The 16,542-nt window shown below is 32.9% G+C and carries 19 protein-coding genes; 12 read left to right on the top strand and 7 right to left on the bottom strand.

What is annotated here, in order from left to right; genetic code table 11:
* Positions 1-122: 122 nt before the first annotated feature.
* Complete coding sequence (locus tag OEM44_03480; protein MDH3515858.1) at positions 123-1,214, bottom strand: formate--phosphoribosylaminoimidazolecarboxamide ligase family protein; 1,092 nt, start codon at positions 1,212-1,214, stop codon at positions 123-125.
* Between the two features lie 299 nt (positions 1,215-1,513).
* On the opposite strand from OEM44_03480, the gene OEM44_03475 reads away from it, so the two are divergent.
* Together OEM44_03475 and OEM44_03470 are read left to right on the top strand one after the other, a co-directional pair.
* The gene (locus tag OEM44_03475; protein ID MDH3515857.1) at positions 1,514-2,071 is read left to right on the top strand and encodes a UbiX family flavin prenyltransferase; all 558 of its coding nucleotides are present in this window, start codon (positions 1,514-1,516) and stop codon (positions 2,069-2,071) included.
* 7 nt (positions 2,072-2,078) lie between these two features.
* The gene (locus OEM44_03470) at positions 2,079-2,507 is read left to right on the top strand and encodes an SRPBCC family protein (GenBank protein ID MDH3515856.1); all 429 of its coding nucleotides are present in this window, start codon (positions 2,079-2,081) and stop codon (positions 2,505-2,507) included.
* 2 nt (positions 2,508-2,509) lie between these two features.
* Here OEM44_03470 and OEM44_03465 read toward each other — a convergent pair whose 3' ends face one another.
* From OEM44_03465 to OEM44_03455, 3 genes are read right to left on the bottom strand one after another with little or no spacing between them, the layout of a single operon-like run.
* Positions 2,510-2,707, bottom strand: a complete 198-nt coding sequence (locus tag OEM44_03465; protein ID MDH3515855.1) for a twin-arginine translocase TatA/TatE family subunit — start codon at positions 2,705-2,707, stop codon at positions 2,510-2,512.
* A 24-nt stretch (positions 2,708-2,731) separates the two neighbouring features.
* Positions 2,732-3,532, bottom strand: coding sequence for a twin-arginine translocase subunit TatC (tatC, locus tag OEM44_03460; GenBank protein MDH3515854.1), 801 nt, complete (start codon positions 3,530-3,532; stop codon positions 2,732-2,734).
* Between the two features lie 30 nt (positions 3,533-3,562).
* Positions 3,563-4,030 (bottom strand): hypothetical protein, encoded by a 468-nt coding sequence (locus tag OEM44_03455; protein ID MDH3515853.1) that lies wholly within the window; start codon positions 4,028-4,030, stop codon positions 3,563-3,565.
* Between the two features lie 285 nt (positions 4,031-4,315).
* Here OEM44_03455 and OEM44_03450 point away from each other — a divergent pair, with 285 nt between their 5' ends.
* Both OEM44_03450 and purS read left to right on the top strand, forming a co-directional pair.
* Positions 4,316-4,705 carry a hypothetical protein gene (locus OEM44_03450; protein MDH3515852.1) on the top strand — a complete coding sequence of 130 codons (390 nt, stop codon included), beginning with the start codon at positions 4,316-4,318 and terminating at the stop codon, positions 4,703-4,705.
* 134 nt (positions 4,706-4,839) lie between these two features.
* A complete protein-coding gene (gene purS / locus OEM44_03445; protein MDH3515851.1) occupies positions 4,840-5,100 on the top strand; it encodes a phosphoribosylformylglycinamidine synthase subunit PurS in 261 nt (86 codons plus the stop codon).
* Here purS and OEM44_03440 read toward each other — a convergent pair.
* Positions 5,081-5,314, bottom strand: a complete 234-nt coding sequence (locus OEM44_03440) for a hypothetical protein (GenBank protein MDH3515850.1) — start codon at positions 5,312-5,314, stop codon at positions 5,081-5,083. The two genes, purS and OEM44_03440, sit on opposite strands and share 20 nt — an antisense overlap.
* Before the next feature lie 52 nt (positions 5,315-5,366).
* Between OEM44_03440 and purQ the strand changes: the two genes are divergently transcribed.
* Together purQ and purL are read left to right on the top strand one after the other, a co-directional pair.
* Positions 5,367-6,047 carry a phosphoribosylformylglycinamidine synthase subunit PurQ gene (gene purQ, locus OEM44_03435; protein MDH3515849.1) on the top strand — a complete coding sequence of 227 codons (681 nt, stop codon included), beginning with the start codon at positions 5,367-5,369 and terminating at the stop codon, positions 6,045-6,047.
* A complete protein-coding gene (purL, locus tag OEM44_03430) occupies positions 6,044-8,209 on the top strand; it encodes a phosphoribosylformylglycinamidine synthase subunit PurL (protein MDH3515848.1) in 2,166 nt (721 codons plus the stop codon). The genes purQ and purL overlap by 4 nt, the downstream gene beginning before the upstream one ends.
* 222 nt (positions 8,210-8,431) lie before the next feature.
* Here purL and OEM44_03425 read toward each other — a convergent pair whose 3' ends face one another.
* Positions 8,432-10,831, bottom strand: coding sequence for a hypothetical protein (locus OEM44_03425; protein MDH3515847.1), 2,400 nt, complete (start codon positions 10,829-10,831; stop codon positions 8,432-8,434).
* An 801-nt stretch (positions 10,832-11,632) separates the two neighbouring features.
* On the opposite strand from OEM44_03425, the gene OEM44_03420 reads away from it, so the two are divergent.
* The 6 genes from OEM44_03420 to OEM44_03395 all read left to right on the top strand — a co-directional run bounded on the left by OEM44_03420 (position 11,633) and on the right by OEM44_03395 (position 16,252).
* Positions 11,633-13,066: an amidophosphoribosyltransferase gene (locus tag OEM44_03420; GenBank protein MDH3515846.1), complete on the top strand. Its 1,434-nt coding sequence runs from the start codon at positions 11,633-11,635 to the stop codon at positions 13,064-13,066.
* A gap of 220 nt (positions 13,067-13,286) precedes the next feature.
* Positions 13,287-13,565, top strand: coding sequence for a DUF427 domain-containing protein (locus OEM44_03415; GenBank protein MDH3515845.1), 279 nt, complete (start codon positions 13,287-13,289; stop codon positions 13,563-13,565).
* Between the two features lie 35 nt (positions 13,566-13,600).
* Positions 13,601-13,987 (top strand): hypothetical protein, encoded by a 387-nt coding sequence (locus OEM44_03410; GenBank protein MDH3515844.1) that lies wholly within the window; start codon positions 13,601-13,603, stop codon positions 13,985-13,987.
* A gap of 38 nt (positions 13,988-14,025) precedes the next feature.
* Entirely contained in the window at positions 14,026-14,850 is an 825-nt protein-coding gene (gene purC / locus OEM44_03405; protein ID MDH3515843.1) for a phosphoribosylaminoimidazolesuccinocarboxamide synthase, read from the top strand.
* A 344-nt stretch (positions 14,851-15,194) separates the two neighbouring features.
* Entirely contained in the window at positions 15,195-15,698 is a 504-nt protein-coding gene (locus OEM44_03400) for a winged helix-turn-helix domain-containing protein (GenBank protein ID MDH3515842.1), read from the top strand.
* A gap of 149 nt (positions 15,699-15,847) precedes the next feature.
* Positions 15,848-16,252, top strand: a complete 405-nt coding sequence (locus tag OEM44_03395; GenBank protein MDH3515841.1) for a PPOX class F420-dependent oxidoreductase — start codon at positions 15,848-15,850, stop codon at positions 16,250-16,252.
* A gap of 83 nt (positions 16,253-16,335) precedes the next feature.
* Here OEM44_03395 and OEM44_03390 read toward each other — a convergent pair.
* Positions 16,336-16,542: hypothetical protein (locus OEM44_03390; protein MDH3515840.1), on the bottom strand; the 207-nt coding region annotated here is incomplete at its 5' end.

The raw sequence follows: 16,542 nt of genomic DNA, 5'->3' as shown, positions 1-16,542 counted from the left end.
CAAGTAATGTTGATTTTAAAAATTATTTATAGAAATACGGTGACTTTTAGATTTTTTATGTGTCTCAGTTGAATCTTTTCTTAAATTATCTTTGCAAATAATTTAGTCATTCCTAAAAATCACTATGTTACTATTTCGTCTAAACGGCCTTCTTCTTGAGCATGTTTAATCTCCATTGCTATTCTTCTACCCACTCCAAATGTTTCTCCGTACTGATATTTTGTATATGGACTTGTTGTTGCAACTATTGGGTTTCCAGGAACTCGTAGAGAGACGTCGTACACTACTAATTCTAAATCTTTTGTGATTACACTTTGAAGTGAGAATGGTCCTATAATTCCTGGTGCATATTCTTTTTTAACTGCAGCCACAAATTTATCCCCTATTTTGATGACTTTTTCTAGTAATGATTCCCTGATGCTTGCAGGTGTATGTCCTACTTCTATATTTTGTAATTCCACATCAATATCCAATTGTTGTCTTGCAGGTAGTGCGTTGTAATCATGAATATTGGTTTGTAATCTACGCTCAATCCCTATGAAATCAACTTGATCTGAAATTGGAGTGTGAAAGAAGTTAAAATTCATGTATGTTCCTATTGCTAATTCCTCAATGCTTGCTCTCTCAAGATCTTTTCTTGCAATAATTCCTTGCTTAATTTTTGCTTCTGATTTTTCTACAAAATCTTTGTAGGATGAAACTGTAAAGAATGCTCTTTCAAGAGGTCTATTTTTTTCTTGAACCTTTACTATGCATGGTTTGTTGATATTTTTTGGATCCTTGAATAATTTTGGATATTTTATTCTGGCTTTTTCTAATAGATAGTATTGTCCTTTCTTTGCAGTTCGCTCTTCAGCCTGGAATAATTTTCTATTGCCAAAAATTGGAACCTTGAATGAATTTTCTATTATTTTGTAACCCAGATAAACTGTAAGCGATCTGTGTGGAACTATTATTGTATTTGAATCTCTTAATTGTTTTTGGTATTTGGCTGATGCCATTTCTTTGAATTTGTTTAAGACTATTATCTCATCTGCAATTCGTCTAAATCTTTGATATGGCCCTTCTCTCCCTTTTTGACAAAAAACGATAGTCTGGAAGTTTTCATCTTTTGCACCGTCCATAATTTCTAATGCAGAATGACTACCAAGAACTCCAATTTTTACGTCTGAATACTTGTTTACTATATTCTTGATATCAGAACTCTTAATCACAATATGATTAAATTTTAGGATCTAATATAGCTAATTTTTTGATTTCATTGATCGGCATAAATCAATAGATTTTTTCAATTGAAGGTTTTACTCTAACTGTGTTTTACCATTTTGAACTCCAAATGGCTGGAATTATTTTACTAACGGCTATGGCAGCTGGTGGTTTGTCTTTGTGGTTAAAACGAAGAAAAGCACAAAATGAATCTGAGCGTAATGAAAATGATGTATCTGATAACTCCTAGTGGTAAACAAGTTATTTTGTATAACAGATAAAATACTCTTATCTCTTAAGATTGCTATTGAAATTAATCATTGGCATAACGGGTAGTACTGGTGTAATATATGGAATCAGGATACTTGAGACTCTAAAAAAGATGAATGCTGAAACTCATTTGATAATGTCTAAATGGGGCGAACAGTGTATTTCCATGGAAACAGAACATACCGTTGATTATGTGAAATCATTGGCAACCAATATTTCTGATGAAAAAAACATGGCTGCAAGTATTTCCAGCGGTACTCATAGAGTTGATGGAATGATTGTAGCACCATGTAGTATGAAAACATTAGCTGCAATTGCAAATGGGTATGATGATACTCTAGTTGCAAGAGCTGCTGGAGTTACAATTAAAGAATCAAGAAAATTAATTTTGATGGTTAGAGAAACCCCATTATCTGCAATTCATTTAGAAAACATGTTAAAGTTATCCCGATTAGGTGTAATCATTTTACCTCCGGTTACAGAATTTTATACCAAACCAAAATCAATTGATGATATTGTAAACCATGGTGTTGGAAAATGCCTAGATCAATTTAACATAGAGCACAATTTATACCCCCGATGGGGTACTTTCTAAAACACCATTGATCAGATTCTCATTTGAAAAAATAGTTAATGCAAAAAGAGAATATGTTTTTGAAATTTTTTCTAACTTTGAAAATTATCAGAAGTTGTTCCCACAGCATTTTCCATCAATTAGAATTCGTTCAGTAAGAAATGATGTTTCAGTAGTTGAAGAACATTTCAATCTAGGAAGTAAAGAATTATTGATTATGGCAAAGCATGTTTCTAAAACTCCTGTATTACATGAAGTTTTTGTAATTGGAGGGGATGGGAAGGGTAGTCACATCCAAGAACAATTTATAGATGTTTTAGAAGGTACAAAAATTTTAGTGGATGTGAATTTAAAACTAAAAGGAAAAATGAAGATCCGTGGATTATTTACAAAAAATAAGTTTCAATTGGATTATGAACATATTTTAAATGATTTTATAAAAAGTGCTGAAAACTAATCTTATTTTGATTCTTTATCGTTTATGGGATTGTCTATTTTTCCCTTGAAGTCGTTAAGTTCTTTTTCACCCTCAATTTTGCCTTTCTCGAATTCTCCTTTTGCCTTTCCAAATGTCTTGGCAAGCTCTGGAATCTTTTTTGCGCCAAAAATCAAAACACCAATGACTACTACTACAATGATAATTTCGGTTCCTTGCATGCTTGATGTTAACTGATTTGAGATTTAAGTGTTCAACTTCTTACGCTCTATGCGCTCTTTACGTTCAATCACTACCATCCCTGCAATGTAAAGTGCCATCATTGGAATTGAAATAAACCACATTGTAATTCCACTCCCATCAGGGGTGATCACAGCCCCAAAAATCACAATTACTACAATGGCATACCGAATATTCTTTCTCCAAAAACTTGAATCTATTATATCTGATGCAGATACAGCATACATTACAATTGGAAGCTGGAATGAAAATCCAAACGCTAATAAAAATTGTAAAACAAATGTTACAAAATCCATGATGTTGAGAAAAGTTACTAGCCCAGCTGATTCTCCATATCTGTATAAAAATTCTAGAATATATGGAATTACAAAATAGTAAGAAAACACACAGCCTGCAATAAACAATCCTAGCGCTGGAATTGAAATACTTCTACTAATCTTGACTTCCTTTTCTTTCAGTGCTGGTTTAATGAAACTAACTAATTCTATAATTACTACTGGCATCCCTACTATTATTCCAACTAGTGCAGCAATGTACACTTGAGCAAAAAATGCCTGTCCTGGTGCAGTTTGAATTAACTGTACATTTTCTGGAACTAGATTTTCCTTCATATGATATGTGATTTGAGCTGAAGTATTGTTTAGTGGATCAAGTATTGGATAATACAAAGTAGTTTGCTCTATTTGAATTGGTTCTAAATGAAATGACAAAAGACATGCTGTGATAATCCCAATCACTAATACTATCCTGATTACTCTTTTTCTTAATTCTTCTAAATGTTTGCCAATATCTTCTAATTCTGACATCGGTTATGTTTGTGTTTTATGCTATATCAATTAAGTGGGAATTGGTAATAGTTTTGCTTCTGGAAGCCCAGCCTCTTTGAGTTGTTCAGCAGTTATGCCCTCAAACTCTAACGAAATAATTGCTTTAGTATTAAACTTGGATTCCATTTCTTTTGCTAAATCACTTATTTCTTTGGCAGAATAGATTTCTTTAGAATCTTTGAGAAACACTCTTTCTCCTTTCTCCATCTCTTTACCATTGAATTTACCTTGTAAGAAATTGGTTATTGAGGGAATCTCTTTTCTGTCAATATTGTTGTGATAATAACAGATCCCCTTTACTGATTCATAGTCGTATGCTGTACCATTTTTGTACATAAAAACTCCGATAAACTGTGCTTCACTTTCTGGCTCTCTGATACACTTGATCTCCCAATTAAGTAGATTGCGTACATCATATGTGTATCCAGATAATTCATCTGATGTGATCTTCCAATACCTCATCCTGCCTTTTGCCATTATGTGTTTATTTAGAATAATCATCTATAAATTCCAATATCTATGTGACTGGTAAGAAAATCTTATTTTATATGAAATGAGTGTATTACTAGCATGACGTAGAGCGTATTGTTGTATTGAATTCTACAAATACGCAGAATCTCATATTCAAGCAAAGATTATAAAAAAATCAAAACTCTGAGTTTTTCATATATCTTGCATTTATTTTTTAGAACTAATTTTGGTAAAATACAAGGTATGATGTAAAAAATAAAGTTATTTTGGACTGATCTTATTTCTAATTAAATGCCATCTGATCAAAAAAACCCATTATATCCAATTAAGATTGATGAATATCCAAAACTTTTTGATTGTGTATTGACTAAAACGGGACTGATCTATTTTCATACTTTGAAAAGAAATTACATTCTTGGCAAAGATATGAGTTTGGATGAATATAACAAACTTCGACTACTGTATGTCTATTATGCAACTGCAAATAGAAACCCTCAAGAGATTTTTGCATGGCAAGATATTTGTATTACACTTGATGATAATGGAATTTTTGAAAATGGCACGTACAGTTCAAAAGAAGATTTAAAAAATAAGTTACTCATTATGAAAAATCCTTGCTATGAATCAGGTCTTTACAGTAAATATGTTGAATATATCAAAAAGAATATGAATTTCAAGTAGCCGGTACTGGGCGGTGATGTCTTTAACAATACAAGTCCTCAGAACCGGATACCTACTGTATATCTCAAAATAAGTATAAAAGCGTAAAATTATTCGGAAGATAGATTAACCTCAATTTTATTTTTTAATTATAAATGGCAATTTTTGATGTTCATGTAACGATTGAAAACAAACCTGGTATTAGTGATCCTGAGGGAGATACAATTCTAAATGATCTTGTTCTTAAGGGATCTAAGAAAACAGTTTCAAAAATAAAAACTGCAAAGATGTTAAAATTCACTATCCAGGAAAAAGATAAGAGAACTGCTCAATCTAAAGTGCAAGAAATATGTGATGAATTGAGAATCTATAATCCTATGGTAAGCAAGGTCACAATCAATGTTTTTGATGGTTAGGTTTTTTCTGATTCTTATTTGTTGTGGTATTTATCAAGTATACAAAGAAATTTTGCCAAACCTTTGTCTGAGTTGCCTCTACTAAATTATTATTTTTAGGCGCATCATTTTCTTTGAGAATTATTATACGTCTAGCACTTTTCTTACTAAGATCTGCAAATATGGATTTTTTTATGATATCTTTAATAATATCGATCAATCTTTTTCTACCCATTAAAATACACTAACTAGATTCAAATTAAATATCTGAGAATCCAAACATAATCGTGAAAGTTGGAGTTGTAGTTTTTCCTGGTAGTAATTGTGATCGTGATATGTACCATGTTTTGAGCGATGTCTTTAATTTAGATGCCAAGTACTATTGGCATGAAAAAGGTCTTCCAAAAAATATAGATGCTGTGATTCTCCCTGGGGGGTTTTCTTATGGAGATAGACTCAGGGCTGGAGTGATTGCAGCTCATAGTCCCATTATCAAAGATATACAAAAAATGGCAAAAAAAGGAATCCCCATCTTAGGTGTATGTAATGGATTTCAAATTCTTGTAGAGGCAGGATTGCTTCCAGGGGTTTTACTCAAAAATGAATCATTAAATTTTATGTGTGAGTGGACAAACTTGATTGTTGAAAATAATACTACATCGTTTACAAATCAATTCAAACTACATGATAAAATTCCAATCCCAATTGCAAATGGTGAGGGACGATACTATGTTGATGATGATACGTTAAAAAATTTAAAGAAAAAAAATCAAATTGTTTTTAGATATGATGTTGTGATAAATGGCTCCTCTGATAGAATTGCGGGTGTGTGTAATGAAGATGGAAACGTGGTTGGTATGATGCCCCATCCTGAAAGAGCTGTTGAATCTGAAATTAATCCTATTAATAATAAACCTTCATCGCTTATCTTTGAATCTTTATTGACAAAAGCAGGTGTTAATAATTGAGTCTGGAACCTCAAGAACTGTCAGATTTGAAATTAAAAATTGGGCGAGATCCGACTTCTACTGAATTACACATTGTAGCAGCCGAGTGGTCTGAGCATTGCTCTTACAAATCATCCAAGAAACATCTCAAAATGTTACCCATGATAGGACCTTTAGTAATAAAAGAAAAAGGATATGATTCTGGAGTTTTAGATGTTGGTGACGGTTATGTTGTGACTGCACATATTGAAAGTCATAATCACCCTTCTGCAGTTGAACCTTATGGTGGAGCTGCAACAGGTGTTGGTGGTGTAATCCGAGATATTTTGTCTACAGGAACTAGGCCTATTGCAATTTTGGATGGATTGCGTTTTGGAAATATTGAAAAAGATCAACATGCAAAATGGCTTTTCAAAAATGCGGTTTCTGGTATTGCAGACTATGGGAATTGTTTAGGAATCCCTACCATTGGAGGGGAAGTCGAATTTGATGATTGTTATCAAAATTATGCTTTAGTAGATGTTGCGGCTATTGGATTTGGAAAAAAAGAGAATTTAATCAAAAACCATGCAAAGAAAGGAGATTTGGTGATACTACTTGGAGGTTCGACTGGAAGAGATGGTATTGGCGGTTCTCAGTTTGCATCTGACTCTTTGGAATCTGAAGATAGATCTGCTGTTCAAATTCCTGATCCTTTCATAGAGAAATTGATTATAGATGCAATACTTGAAGCAAGAAATCAAAAATTAATCCATGCAATGAAGGATCTTGGTGGTGGTGGATTATCTTGTGCAATTTCAGAGACAGCTGATGCACTAGGTATTGGAATAGAGATGGATGTTGAGAAGGTGCATACACGTGAATCAGACATGCATCCAGATGAGATCATGGTTTCTGAATCTCAAGAACGCATGCTTATTGTAACAAGTAAAATCAAATTAAAAAAATTACAAGAAATTTGCAAGAAATTCAACATTGGGTGTTCTGTAATTGGTCACGTGAAATTTGATAATCAGATGCACATTAAAAAAGGCAAAAAAACATTTGCAAATCTACCTACAGATGTTGTGGCAAATGCAACTTTACTTGATTTACCATCAAAAAAACCTATGTACATAGAAACAATTGAAAACGAACACAAACTCAAACCAATCAATGATTATTCAAAACTTATGATGAAATTCCTTGCATCTCCAAATATTGCAAGTAAGATTTGGATTTATGGTCAATATGATCATGAAGTTGGGATTCGAACTGTCACTAAACCTGGACGTGACGCATCTGTTTTACGTCTAGATAATGGAAAATTTCTTTCTGCAAAAATTGATGGAAATCCTAAACATTGCTATATCAATCCAAGAGAGGGTGCAATTGGTTGTTTTGAGGAAGCATGTAGAAACGTTGTATGTACTGGTGCAAAACCAATTGGGATGCTAGATCATCTTCAATTTGGCAGTCCTAAGGATCCTGAAATATTTTGGACTTTTTTGGAATCTCTAAAAGGTTTAACTGATTTTGCTAAGTTTTTTAAAATACCCTGTATTGGCGGTAAAGTAAGCTTATACAACGAAACTCCAGCAGGTCCAATAAAACCAACACCTGTAATTGGTGTTTTGGGTTTAATTGATAAAAAACCATCTATCCCTCAAAAAATCACCAACGATGACTGTCTTGTAATTATCGGGAATACTAAAGATGAGCTTGGTGGATCTGAGTACTTTGAATATGTGCATAAATTCATCGGAGGTAAATGTCCTGTTGTTAACTTTAAAGATTCAAAGAAAAATATGTCTTCTGTACTAGAAGTAATTAATGATAATTTGGTAAAGGTTGTACATGATTGCTCAAAAGGTGGTCTTGCAGTTGCAGCATCTGAAATATGTATGACAAACAATATTGGTTGTAAGGTATATTTGGATAAAATACCTGGCGAAAAACTTCCAGTTGACCGAATTTTATTTTCTGAAAGCCATTCTCGTTATTTACTTGTATTAGAAAGAAAAAATCTCAAAAAACTTGAAAGTCTATTGAAAAAAAATAAAACTTCCTTCAAGGAAATAGGTAAATTTGGAGACGACAAGATTCAATTTATCAATTCTACAAAACTCATTATAGATCTAAGAGTTGATAAAACTCAAAAAATTTGGTTAAACTCATTACGAGATTTGGTTCTTCATGGTTAAAAATTGTGTATATGTTTAACTTTTGGTAGAGTTGAATCATGGAGAATATTAAACTACAAATTATATATCTTAAATAAGTAAAATATCACTCTAGTTGGAAGACATTTACTAAGAAGAATTAATGCCAACAAAGCCTAAAACATTTCTCATCGTACTCTCAGACGATCATAATGATTTCTAGAAAAGAAGAGAAAGAAAAATATTTCGGTTAACAATTTAATATTATGATTTGCTTACAGTCAGTTTGATGGTTTGCCGTCTCCAAGTCAAGCTAATACCTAGTGCAATCACATAAGCAGAAATACCAATTACCATTGCATAAGAGCCCCCATAAACAATGCTCAATATTACTGTTAGAACTGCGCCTAATACTGAAAATCCGCCATTAATTGCCCACATCCAAGGAATGAATGTTGGAATATGTGATTTTACCAATCTCATTCCAGTTGGCATTGGCATTCCCATGAGAAACCCAATTGGGAACAAAACCCCAATGCTCATTACGGCTTTTAATACAAATGGTTCGGCAATTGCAGTATGAATTAATGGAGTTAGTAATAATACATAGAATATACCCATACCTATTATTCCAGATATGGACAAAACTAGATTCTTGGTATTCAACTTGATCATTTTTGCACTCACCAAACTTCCAATACCGCTTGATAGTAATATTGTAAAGAGCAATAATGCAAAAGTCATAGTTGGGTTTCCCAAAAATAAAATTAATTTTTGCAATAAGGCTAACTCTATTAGTATGAATCCAAATCCTAATACTGCAAAATAAAGAACAACACTCTTTGTTGTGAGTGTACTATTATTTTTAACATCAATATCTCTGCTTCTCTTTAACCAAATATACGGTAAAATCAAAAAAATTCCGGCAATCCCTATACTTAGATACAGTAATTGCTCTAATATCAAAGGAAATGGTTTTTCAAAGGAAAGAAAATAAGGACTGTCATCAGTTACAGGATAAGCTTTTGTTGGGAACATTGTATAGAATTGCTCAAGAGTTATCTCTTCATTTAGTAATTTTGCATATGGTTCAACCATTACTTGTCCTGGTATCAACATAGGCTTGTAACCATTAGTTGAAAACGCATCGGTAAAGAATTTGATTTCATTATCCGTAAATGGTTCTTTGGAGAAAATAGACATGGTTACACTAGGATCTTCTTCGATAGATTCAGAGCTAACAATTATGATGTGTTTGTAGGCATCATTTTGAGAAACCCCGTTATTTTCCAACAAAGTAACAAACGTTGAAACAAATCTAGGTGTATCAATTAACCATCGTATTGTAACTATTTTTCCTGTGTCTGTCAGATGATCATAGTATTCTTGAAATCCTTCAATGGTGTATAGAAAATTCTCTGAAACCCCTAAACCTCCTGAAGATACAGACGCCCAGGTATCGACAAATGGAATGTAAATTATATCATATTTATCAATGGAACGAGAAACAAAGCTTCTTCCTTCATCTACGTTTGCATTTACATAAGGATGTGTGTATAGGTTACCAGCTTTTTCACCGTATCTTTTTACAGTTTCAACAATCATTGGATTTATTTCAACAGTGGTAACATCTGTATTTCCACTTGTTATTGCCGCAATGACATCTCTTCCACCACCAGAACCTATAATGAGTGTCTTAGGATCGTCCATCATGGTAAAAGGTAGATACTGCATCCATGATGATAACTCTTGCCTACTATTAGCAGAGCCATCCCATGATATGATATTAGTTCCAGCACCACCATCGATGAATATTTTTGCAACAAGACCCTCGCTGGCACATTGTGGTTGACCAAATATAGGATCTAAAGTACTAGAATCACAATTATTTGTAGGTCCTTCAACTACATCAATTCTTGAAAAAGAATTCCACTGTGTTTTAACAATCTCTGTATCTGGATTTTCTCTGAGAAAAATAGGTAGATCTTTTTGAGCTCGAGAATCAGTTGGGATGGAAAAAATCTGACTTGTTTCATTTACTAATAATAATATTAATGCAAATGTAATTATTGCAAGTGAAATTAAAATCTTTTTTTTATTTTTTGATGCCGCTGAAAAGACAATTGCACATACTGCCGATATTACTCCTACTAAAAGAAGCGTTCCTTCTCCTCCAAAAATGCTTAGTAATGCAACAACAGATAATGCACCTAATGATGCACCAATCAGATCAGATGCATATAGTTTTCCTGCAACATGTGCAAATGCACTAAATGCTGCAGATATTATAATTCCAACAAAGAAAAATGGAACTGAAAAAAGAAGCATAAATAATGGCAGATATGTGATGTCTGATGCCAAAAAATGCATTACAAACAGCGATAATGGCAGAACAAATACAATGCCTATGGATGATGTAATGGTAAGATTATTTGCCCAATTTTCTTTGATTTTCTTTAATCTGTAATGAACCACAAGTCCGGATGCCCCCAATCCTATTAAGGCAACAGATACTGCGACAAATGCAAAATGATACCAGATTGCTGCTGAAAATATTCTTGTTAGTGCAATCTCTAGAACAAGACCTGAAAGCGAAGCAAGAAAGATACCTGCAAACAATAATCTACGATTTATTGATGATGGAACAAGTCCCTGAGAAGCCAAATGGTGACTAGTTTGGGTGTCCGTATATTACTTTTTCAATTATTTCTAGAATTACCTATTCTGAAGTGTTATTGAAATAATCCTAAAATTCTTTTAATTCTTGATCAAAATATAATAATATTCCACAAAATTTGAATATGGTATTAAGGAAGAATTTATTCACACAAATCAAAATAACATAATTACTATCAGGATTTTGTTATAATGATGATTATGATCCTCCAACAAGTATTGATTACTTTTTGCTTGCAACATTTACCTTGATAAAATATTCTAAATCATTATTTATTGTAATTTATACTGAATTATCTTTTTGGCGAATTGTATAACCTGTTTTGTTAAGTTTTACACCATTTAGATAAACTAATTAATTTTGTAAAATTTTTGTTAAGATTATTAAAATCTGTTTTCTTGAATAAACTGCAGATTTTTTTAAATTGTATTGTTTGGATTTTCTTTCTGTTATAATGATCTTGCAGATTGGAAATTTGTAGATGTTTGTCTAGTTGTAGTTTGGCATCAACAGAGTACCTCTTTCTTGAAACCTATCTTCAATACTGTTATAGATTTTTTCCATCAATCTTACTCCTATGATTGATGATTTTCCTCACACATTTACTGTAAATATTATTGATAAATTGAATTTCATTGACGGGTGTTAATTTAAGACTATAGTCGAATTTTGCGATCAAGATCAGCGTTTTTATTGTGAAATATCTCATTATTCATTATTGATATCTGAAATTTCAGTGTCTATTTTGCGATTAATGATTTACGCACGTCTAAGGAGTGAGAATAAATTTGGTTAAAGAAAATTGTGGTGTTGTAGGAATCTTTAGTCTTACTGGAACCAATGTTGTTCCAATGGTCATTGATGCATTAAGGGCCCTTCAGCATAGAGGTCAAGAAGCTTGGGGGCTTGCAATTCCAAACAAAGCTCCGCTTAAGAGATTGGGACTAGTTTCTGCAGCATCATCCGAATTTAAGAAAATTTCAGAAGAGTATGCATCCCCTGCAGTAATAGGACATGTTCGCTATTCTACAATGGGTAAGAGTACTTTAGAAAATGCACAACCTCTCAAAGTAAAGGATCTATGTATCGCTCATAATGGAACAATTGCAAATGTACAGGAATTATCTAATCTGGTAGGAGGATGTTCATTTACTCCACAAAATGCGAGTGATACCCTTGTTGCTGCTCAAAGACTTGTTTCACTGATCTCTGAGAATGGTGGAATGGGAAAGGCATTATCAATTCTTAAAAATGAAATGATTGGATCTTATTGCTTTACATTTATTTCAGATGATCATTCTGTTTATGCTGCACGTGATCCAAAAGGATTTCGTCCAATGGTTTTAGGCCATAAAGAATCAGATAATACGTACATTGTTGCATCTGAATCTTCTGCAGTATCTGCAGTTGGAGCACAACTACAACGAAATGTACGTCCCGGTGAACTAATTAAGTTAAGCAAAAATGGATTAGAAACTGAAATGTTTTCAGATGATCCTTCTCGTGCACATTGTTCTTTTGAATTTACTTATTTTGCACATCCCTCAAGTAACATGGAGGGAACAAACATCTATGTTGCAAGAAAAAATATTGGCCGATTCTTAGCAAAAAAATTTCCAATAAAAGATGCTGATTTGGTAATACCTGTTCCGGATTCTGCGAGACCTGCTGCATTGGGTTATGCACAAGAACTTGGTATATCATTCGATGAGGGTCTACTTAAAGACAGATACAGTAAGAAAGGCCCACTGAGAAGTTTTATTGAACCACACCAGTCTGACAGAATAGAAATCAACCGATGGATTATCCCCATTAAAGAAATTATTGAAGGTCAACATGTAGTGGTAATTGATGATAGTTTGGTTAGAGGGACTAGCTCCAAGGCAATTATTAAGGCACTTCGAAGAGCAGGTGCTAGAAAAATCAGCATGGTGATAACATACCCTCCAATCAAATTTCCATGTTATGCTGGAATTGATTTTCCATCACAGGAAGAACTAGCAACATTTTCCAATGGACAAGTGATGACTCAAGAAGAACTAACTGAGATGGTTAGACAAAGTATTGGTGCTGACTTTTTAGGTTACAATGATGCAGAAAATCTTGCAGCTGCAGTTGGTATCCCAAAGGACTCAATGTGCTTTACATGTTCATCTGGTAATTATGAATCTCTTGGAATCACACCTGAATTTAGAACCAGAGAGGAAATGAAGGGTGAGTAAGATGCAAATTACATATGTTCTTATAAAAAATGAAACAATCATGAAATAGATATTGTAAGTGAACTTTTAAAAATTGATAGTCAAAGAACCAAATGATATTTTTTAGTAAGTGTAATATTTTTGTAAAAATTAAAGTAAATTTGTCCTTAATCTTGGATATTCTATTATCTATTAAAAAATCTGAATCTTTCTTTAAATATTACGATTATGATTTAATGTTATGCAAGCAATTTGGAATGACACAATAATTGCAGAAAGTGATGAAACCATAGTAGTTGAAGGAAATCACTACTTCCCATATGATTCTATAAAAAAAAAATTTTTTAAAAAGACGGACTTAACCACTATTTGTGGATGGAAAGGTAAGGCAAATTATTATTCAGTTGATGTAAATGGAAAAATTAACAAAGACTGTGCTTGGTTTTATGCTGAACCCAATGATGCTGCCATGAAGATTAAAGGTATGGTTGCATTTTGGAATGGTGTGAAAGTAAAGTGATCATTCTTAATTATTAGAAAAGAAAAAAACCATTGGTGAACCCATACACTGTACTCATTGCAGCAGGTATTGGTACCATTACAGTAATGGTATTGGTTTTCAGCGCTGATGTCTTGAAATTGTCTATGCCAACTCAAGAATATGATATTTTTGTTGATCCTATTTTGGACAAACAAAGTTTGTTTGTCGTGGGACGTGTGACTATCCAAAACACTGGTTCTCAACCATTAACCAATGTTCATGTAAACTTTGGGGCAGGTGACACATTAGAATTAGGAACGCTTAATGTTGGAAAAAAGATTATAGTTTCTCCCCCTCCTGAGAATCCTATGGAGTTTGTAATGATTAGTGCAGATAATGATATTTTTGTTAGTAAGGCATATCGAGAAATGCCTAAGATGGTTGGAATGATGGGTTCATAATTCCGAGCAATTAAATTCAATTAAATGGTAAACTGGCTGTGAAATTCCTCACTTCAGGCAAGGTAAAGGATTTGTATGCAATGGATGATAATACAATACTTTTCAAATTCTCTGATAGAGTTTCAGCATATGATGTAAAATTCAATGAAAACATACCCCAAAAAGGTAAGGTTCTATGCAAATTTGCAGAGTTTTGGTTTAATGAATTACACGTACCAAATCATTTTGTAAAAAAGTACTCTGATACTGAAATTATTGTAAAAAAGATGCAGATGCTTCCAATTGAATGTGTAGTTAGAGGTTATTTTTATGGTAGTCTAGTAGATAGATGGAAAAATGGTGAGGTTATACTTCCAGAACATACTGATACAACACTGGCTGCAAAATTATTAGAACCATTTTTTGATCCTACTACAAAATCTGAACATGACATTCCACTTAGTAAATCAAAAGCGTTGGAGATGAATCTTGTAAATGAAGAACAGTATATTTGGCTAAAGAAAACATCTATTGATATTTACAAAAAAATGTCTAAACTTGCAGATCATGCTGGATTTATCTTGGCGGATTTAAAATTGGAATTTGGAGTTTTGGATGGTCAAATCACATTAGGTGATTCTATTGGTCCTGACGAGTACAGATTATGGCCAAAGGATTCCTACCAAATTGGAACAACACAGGAGGCATATGACAAACAGATACTACGTGATTGGTTAACTGAACACGGTTATCAAAAACAATTTAATGATGCAAGAAGTGCAGGGAAAGAGCCTATTGCACCCAAAATTCCAAAAGAAATTATTTCAAAAATGACTCAACGTTATGTTATTGCATATGAAAGACTTAGCGGATGTACACTATGAGTAATTGTTTACTTTGTTAACTGCTAGATAACCTTTAACTCGAATTTTATTTTTGATCACTTGCCAAATACTTCCTTATTGGGTCATTTACAGACATATCTCCCAGAAATTATCCTTTATTGATATTTTATCAATTTTCTAATACCGTTATAATCTTTGTAATACCTATACTATACTTATTGTAATGGTACATCTAAAAGTAGTTGCACTATGATATTTTTTGTACTAATAGGTATTAATTTAGTAGTGGTACCATAAATGTTAAAGTAAACAAAAAGTAATGCTATTAGACAAAAAAATATGATACAGGGATCTTTTAGATCAGATTTAAAAGGTGTTTTAGTATGTCAACGCTGCTAGAAAAGCAAATCAAAGTTAATCGTATTGTTACGACAAGTATTGGACATGCACGTGCAATTGAAGACCCTGCACGTGCAAAAATTGTGGAAATTTTATATCATCAGACACTTTCTGCAGACCAAATTTCTACTGCTCTGAAAAAATCTGGGTATAAAAAAGCACTTACAACAGTACGCCATCATTTGGAGATTTTAAAAGAATCTGGTTTAATCGAAATTGCAAGAATTGAGGAATCTAGAGGTGCCATTACTAAATTTTATAGCACGTCAACAAAGCTACTTGATTTTCAAATGCCTGTGGATTTTGACTTAACATATTCAAAGGTAATTGATAATACGTCTACAAAAATTGAGAAAATTCTGAAAGGATTGACACCAAAAACCATCAAATCCAAAGGAAAAACATCTGAAGAATATTCACAATATCTGGTAATGGAAATTATGAACAGGGCAATGACAAATGTGCTTGAAAAATCTAGCACGAAATAAAATGATTATTTTTATTTTTGATATTTGTCATTATGTCGGTGAAAATCGATCAGAATTTTTAATCTTTAAACATCATAATGATCGTAAAATGCTTCATTATTTATCAAAAAACACTCAAAAAACAATTAGCTATGTGATGTGAGAAAATTATGGATGATAAAGTTATAAAATTATTTTCAGAAAAAAATCTTGTTTTTATTGCCACATTGATGAAGGATGGCTCTCCACAACTATCTCCTGTTTGGGCAAACTATGAAGATGGATATGTTTTAGTAAATACTGCTGAAGGGCGAGTTAAACATAGAAATGTTTTACGTGACCCACGTATAGCAATATCTGTTGTATCAAAAGACAATTCCCTTGATATGACCACAATTCGTGGTATGGTTGAAGAATTAATTCCAGATTATGAATACAAACATGCAGACAAACTAACAAAGCAATACATGGGTCGTGATCATTATCCATTCAAACGAGAAGATGAAAAAAGAGTAATTCTGAAAATTAAACCTGAAAGAATCTTTATCTTGCCTGAATTACAGATGAATGACTAGTAATTCCTATTATTTCTAAATTCGAATTTAGAAATATTCTTTAATAAAATAATAAAAAATAGAAAAAAGATAGTAAAGACAGTTTAACGTCTACGCCTAACTGTCTTTCTCTTTGGAGCTGCTTTGCGTGTTGCTGCTTTTCTCTTTGGAGCTGCTTTGCGTGTTGCTGCTTTTCTCTTTGGAGCTGCTTTGCGTGTTGCTGCTTTTCTCTTTGGAGCTGCTTTGCGTGTTGCTGCTTTTCTCTTTGGAGCTGCTTTGCGTGTTGCTGCTTTTCTCTTTGGAGCTGCTTT

It is taken from the genome of Nitrosopumilus sp., from assembly GCA_029862745.1.
GTDB lineage: Archaea > Thermoproteota > Nitrososphaeria > Nitrososphaerales > Nitrosopumilaceae > Nitrosopumilus.
This window is presented reverse-complemented; position numbering and strand designations above follow the sequence as displayed.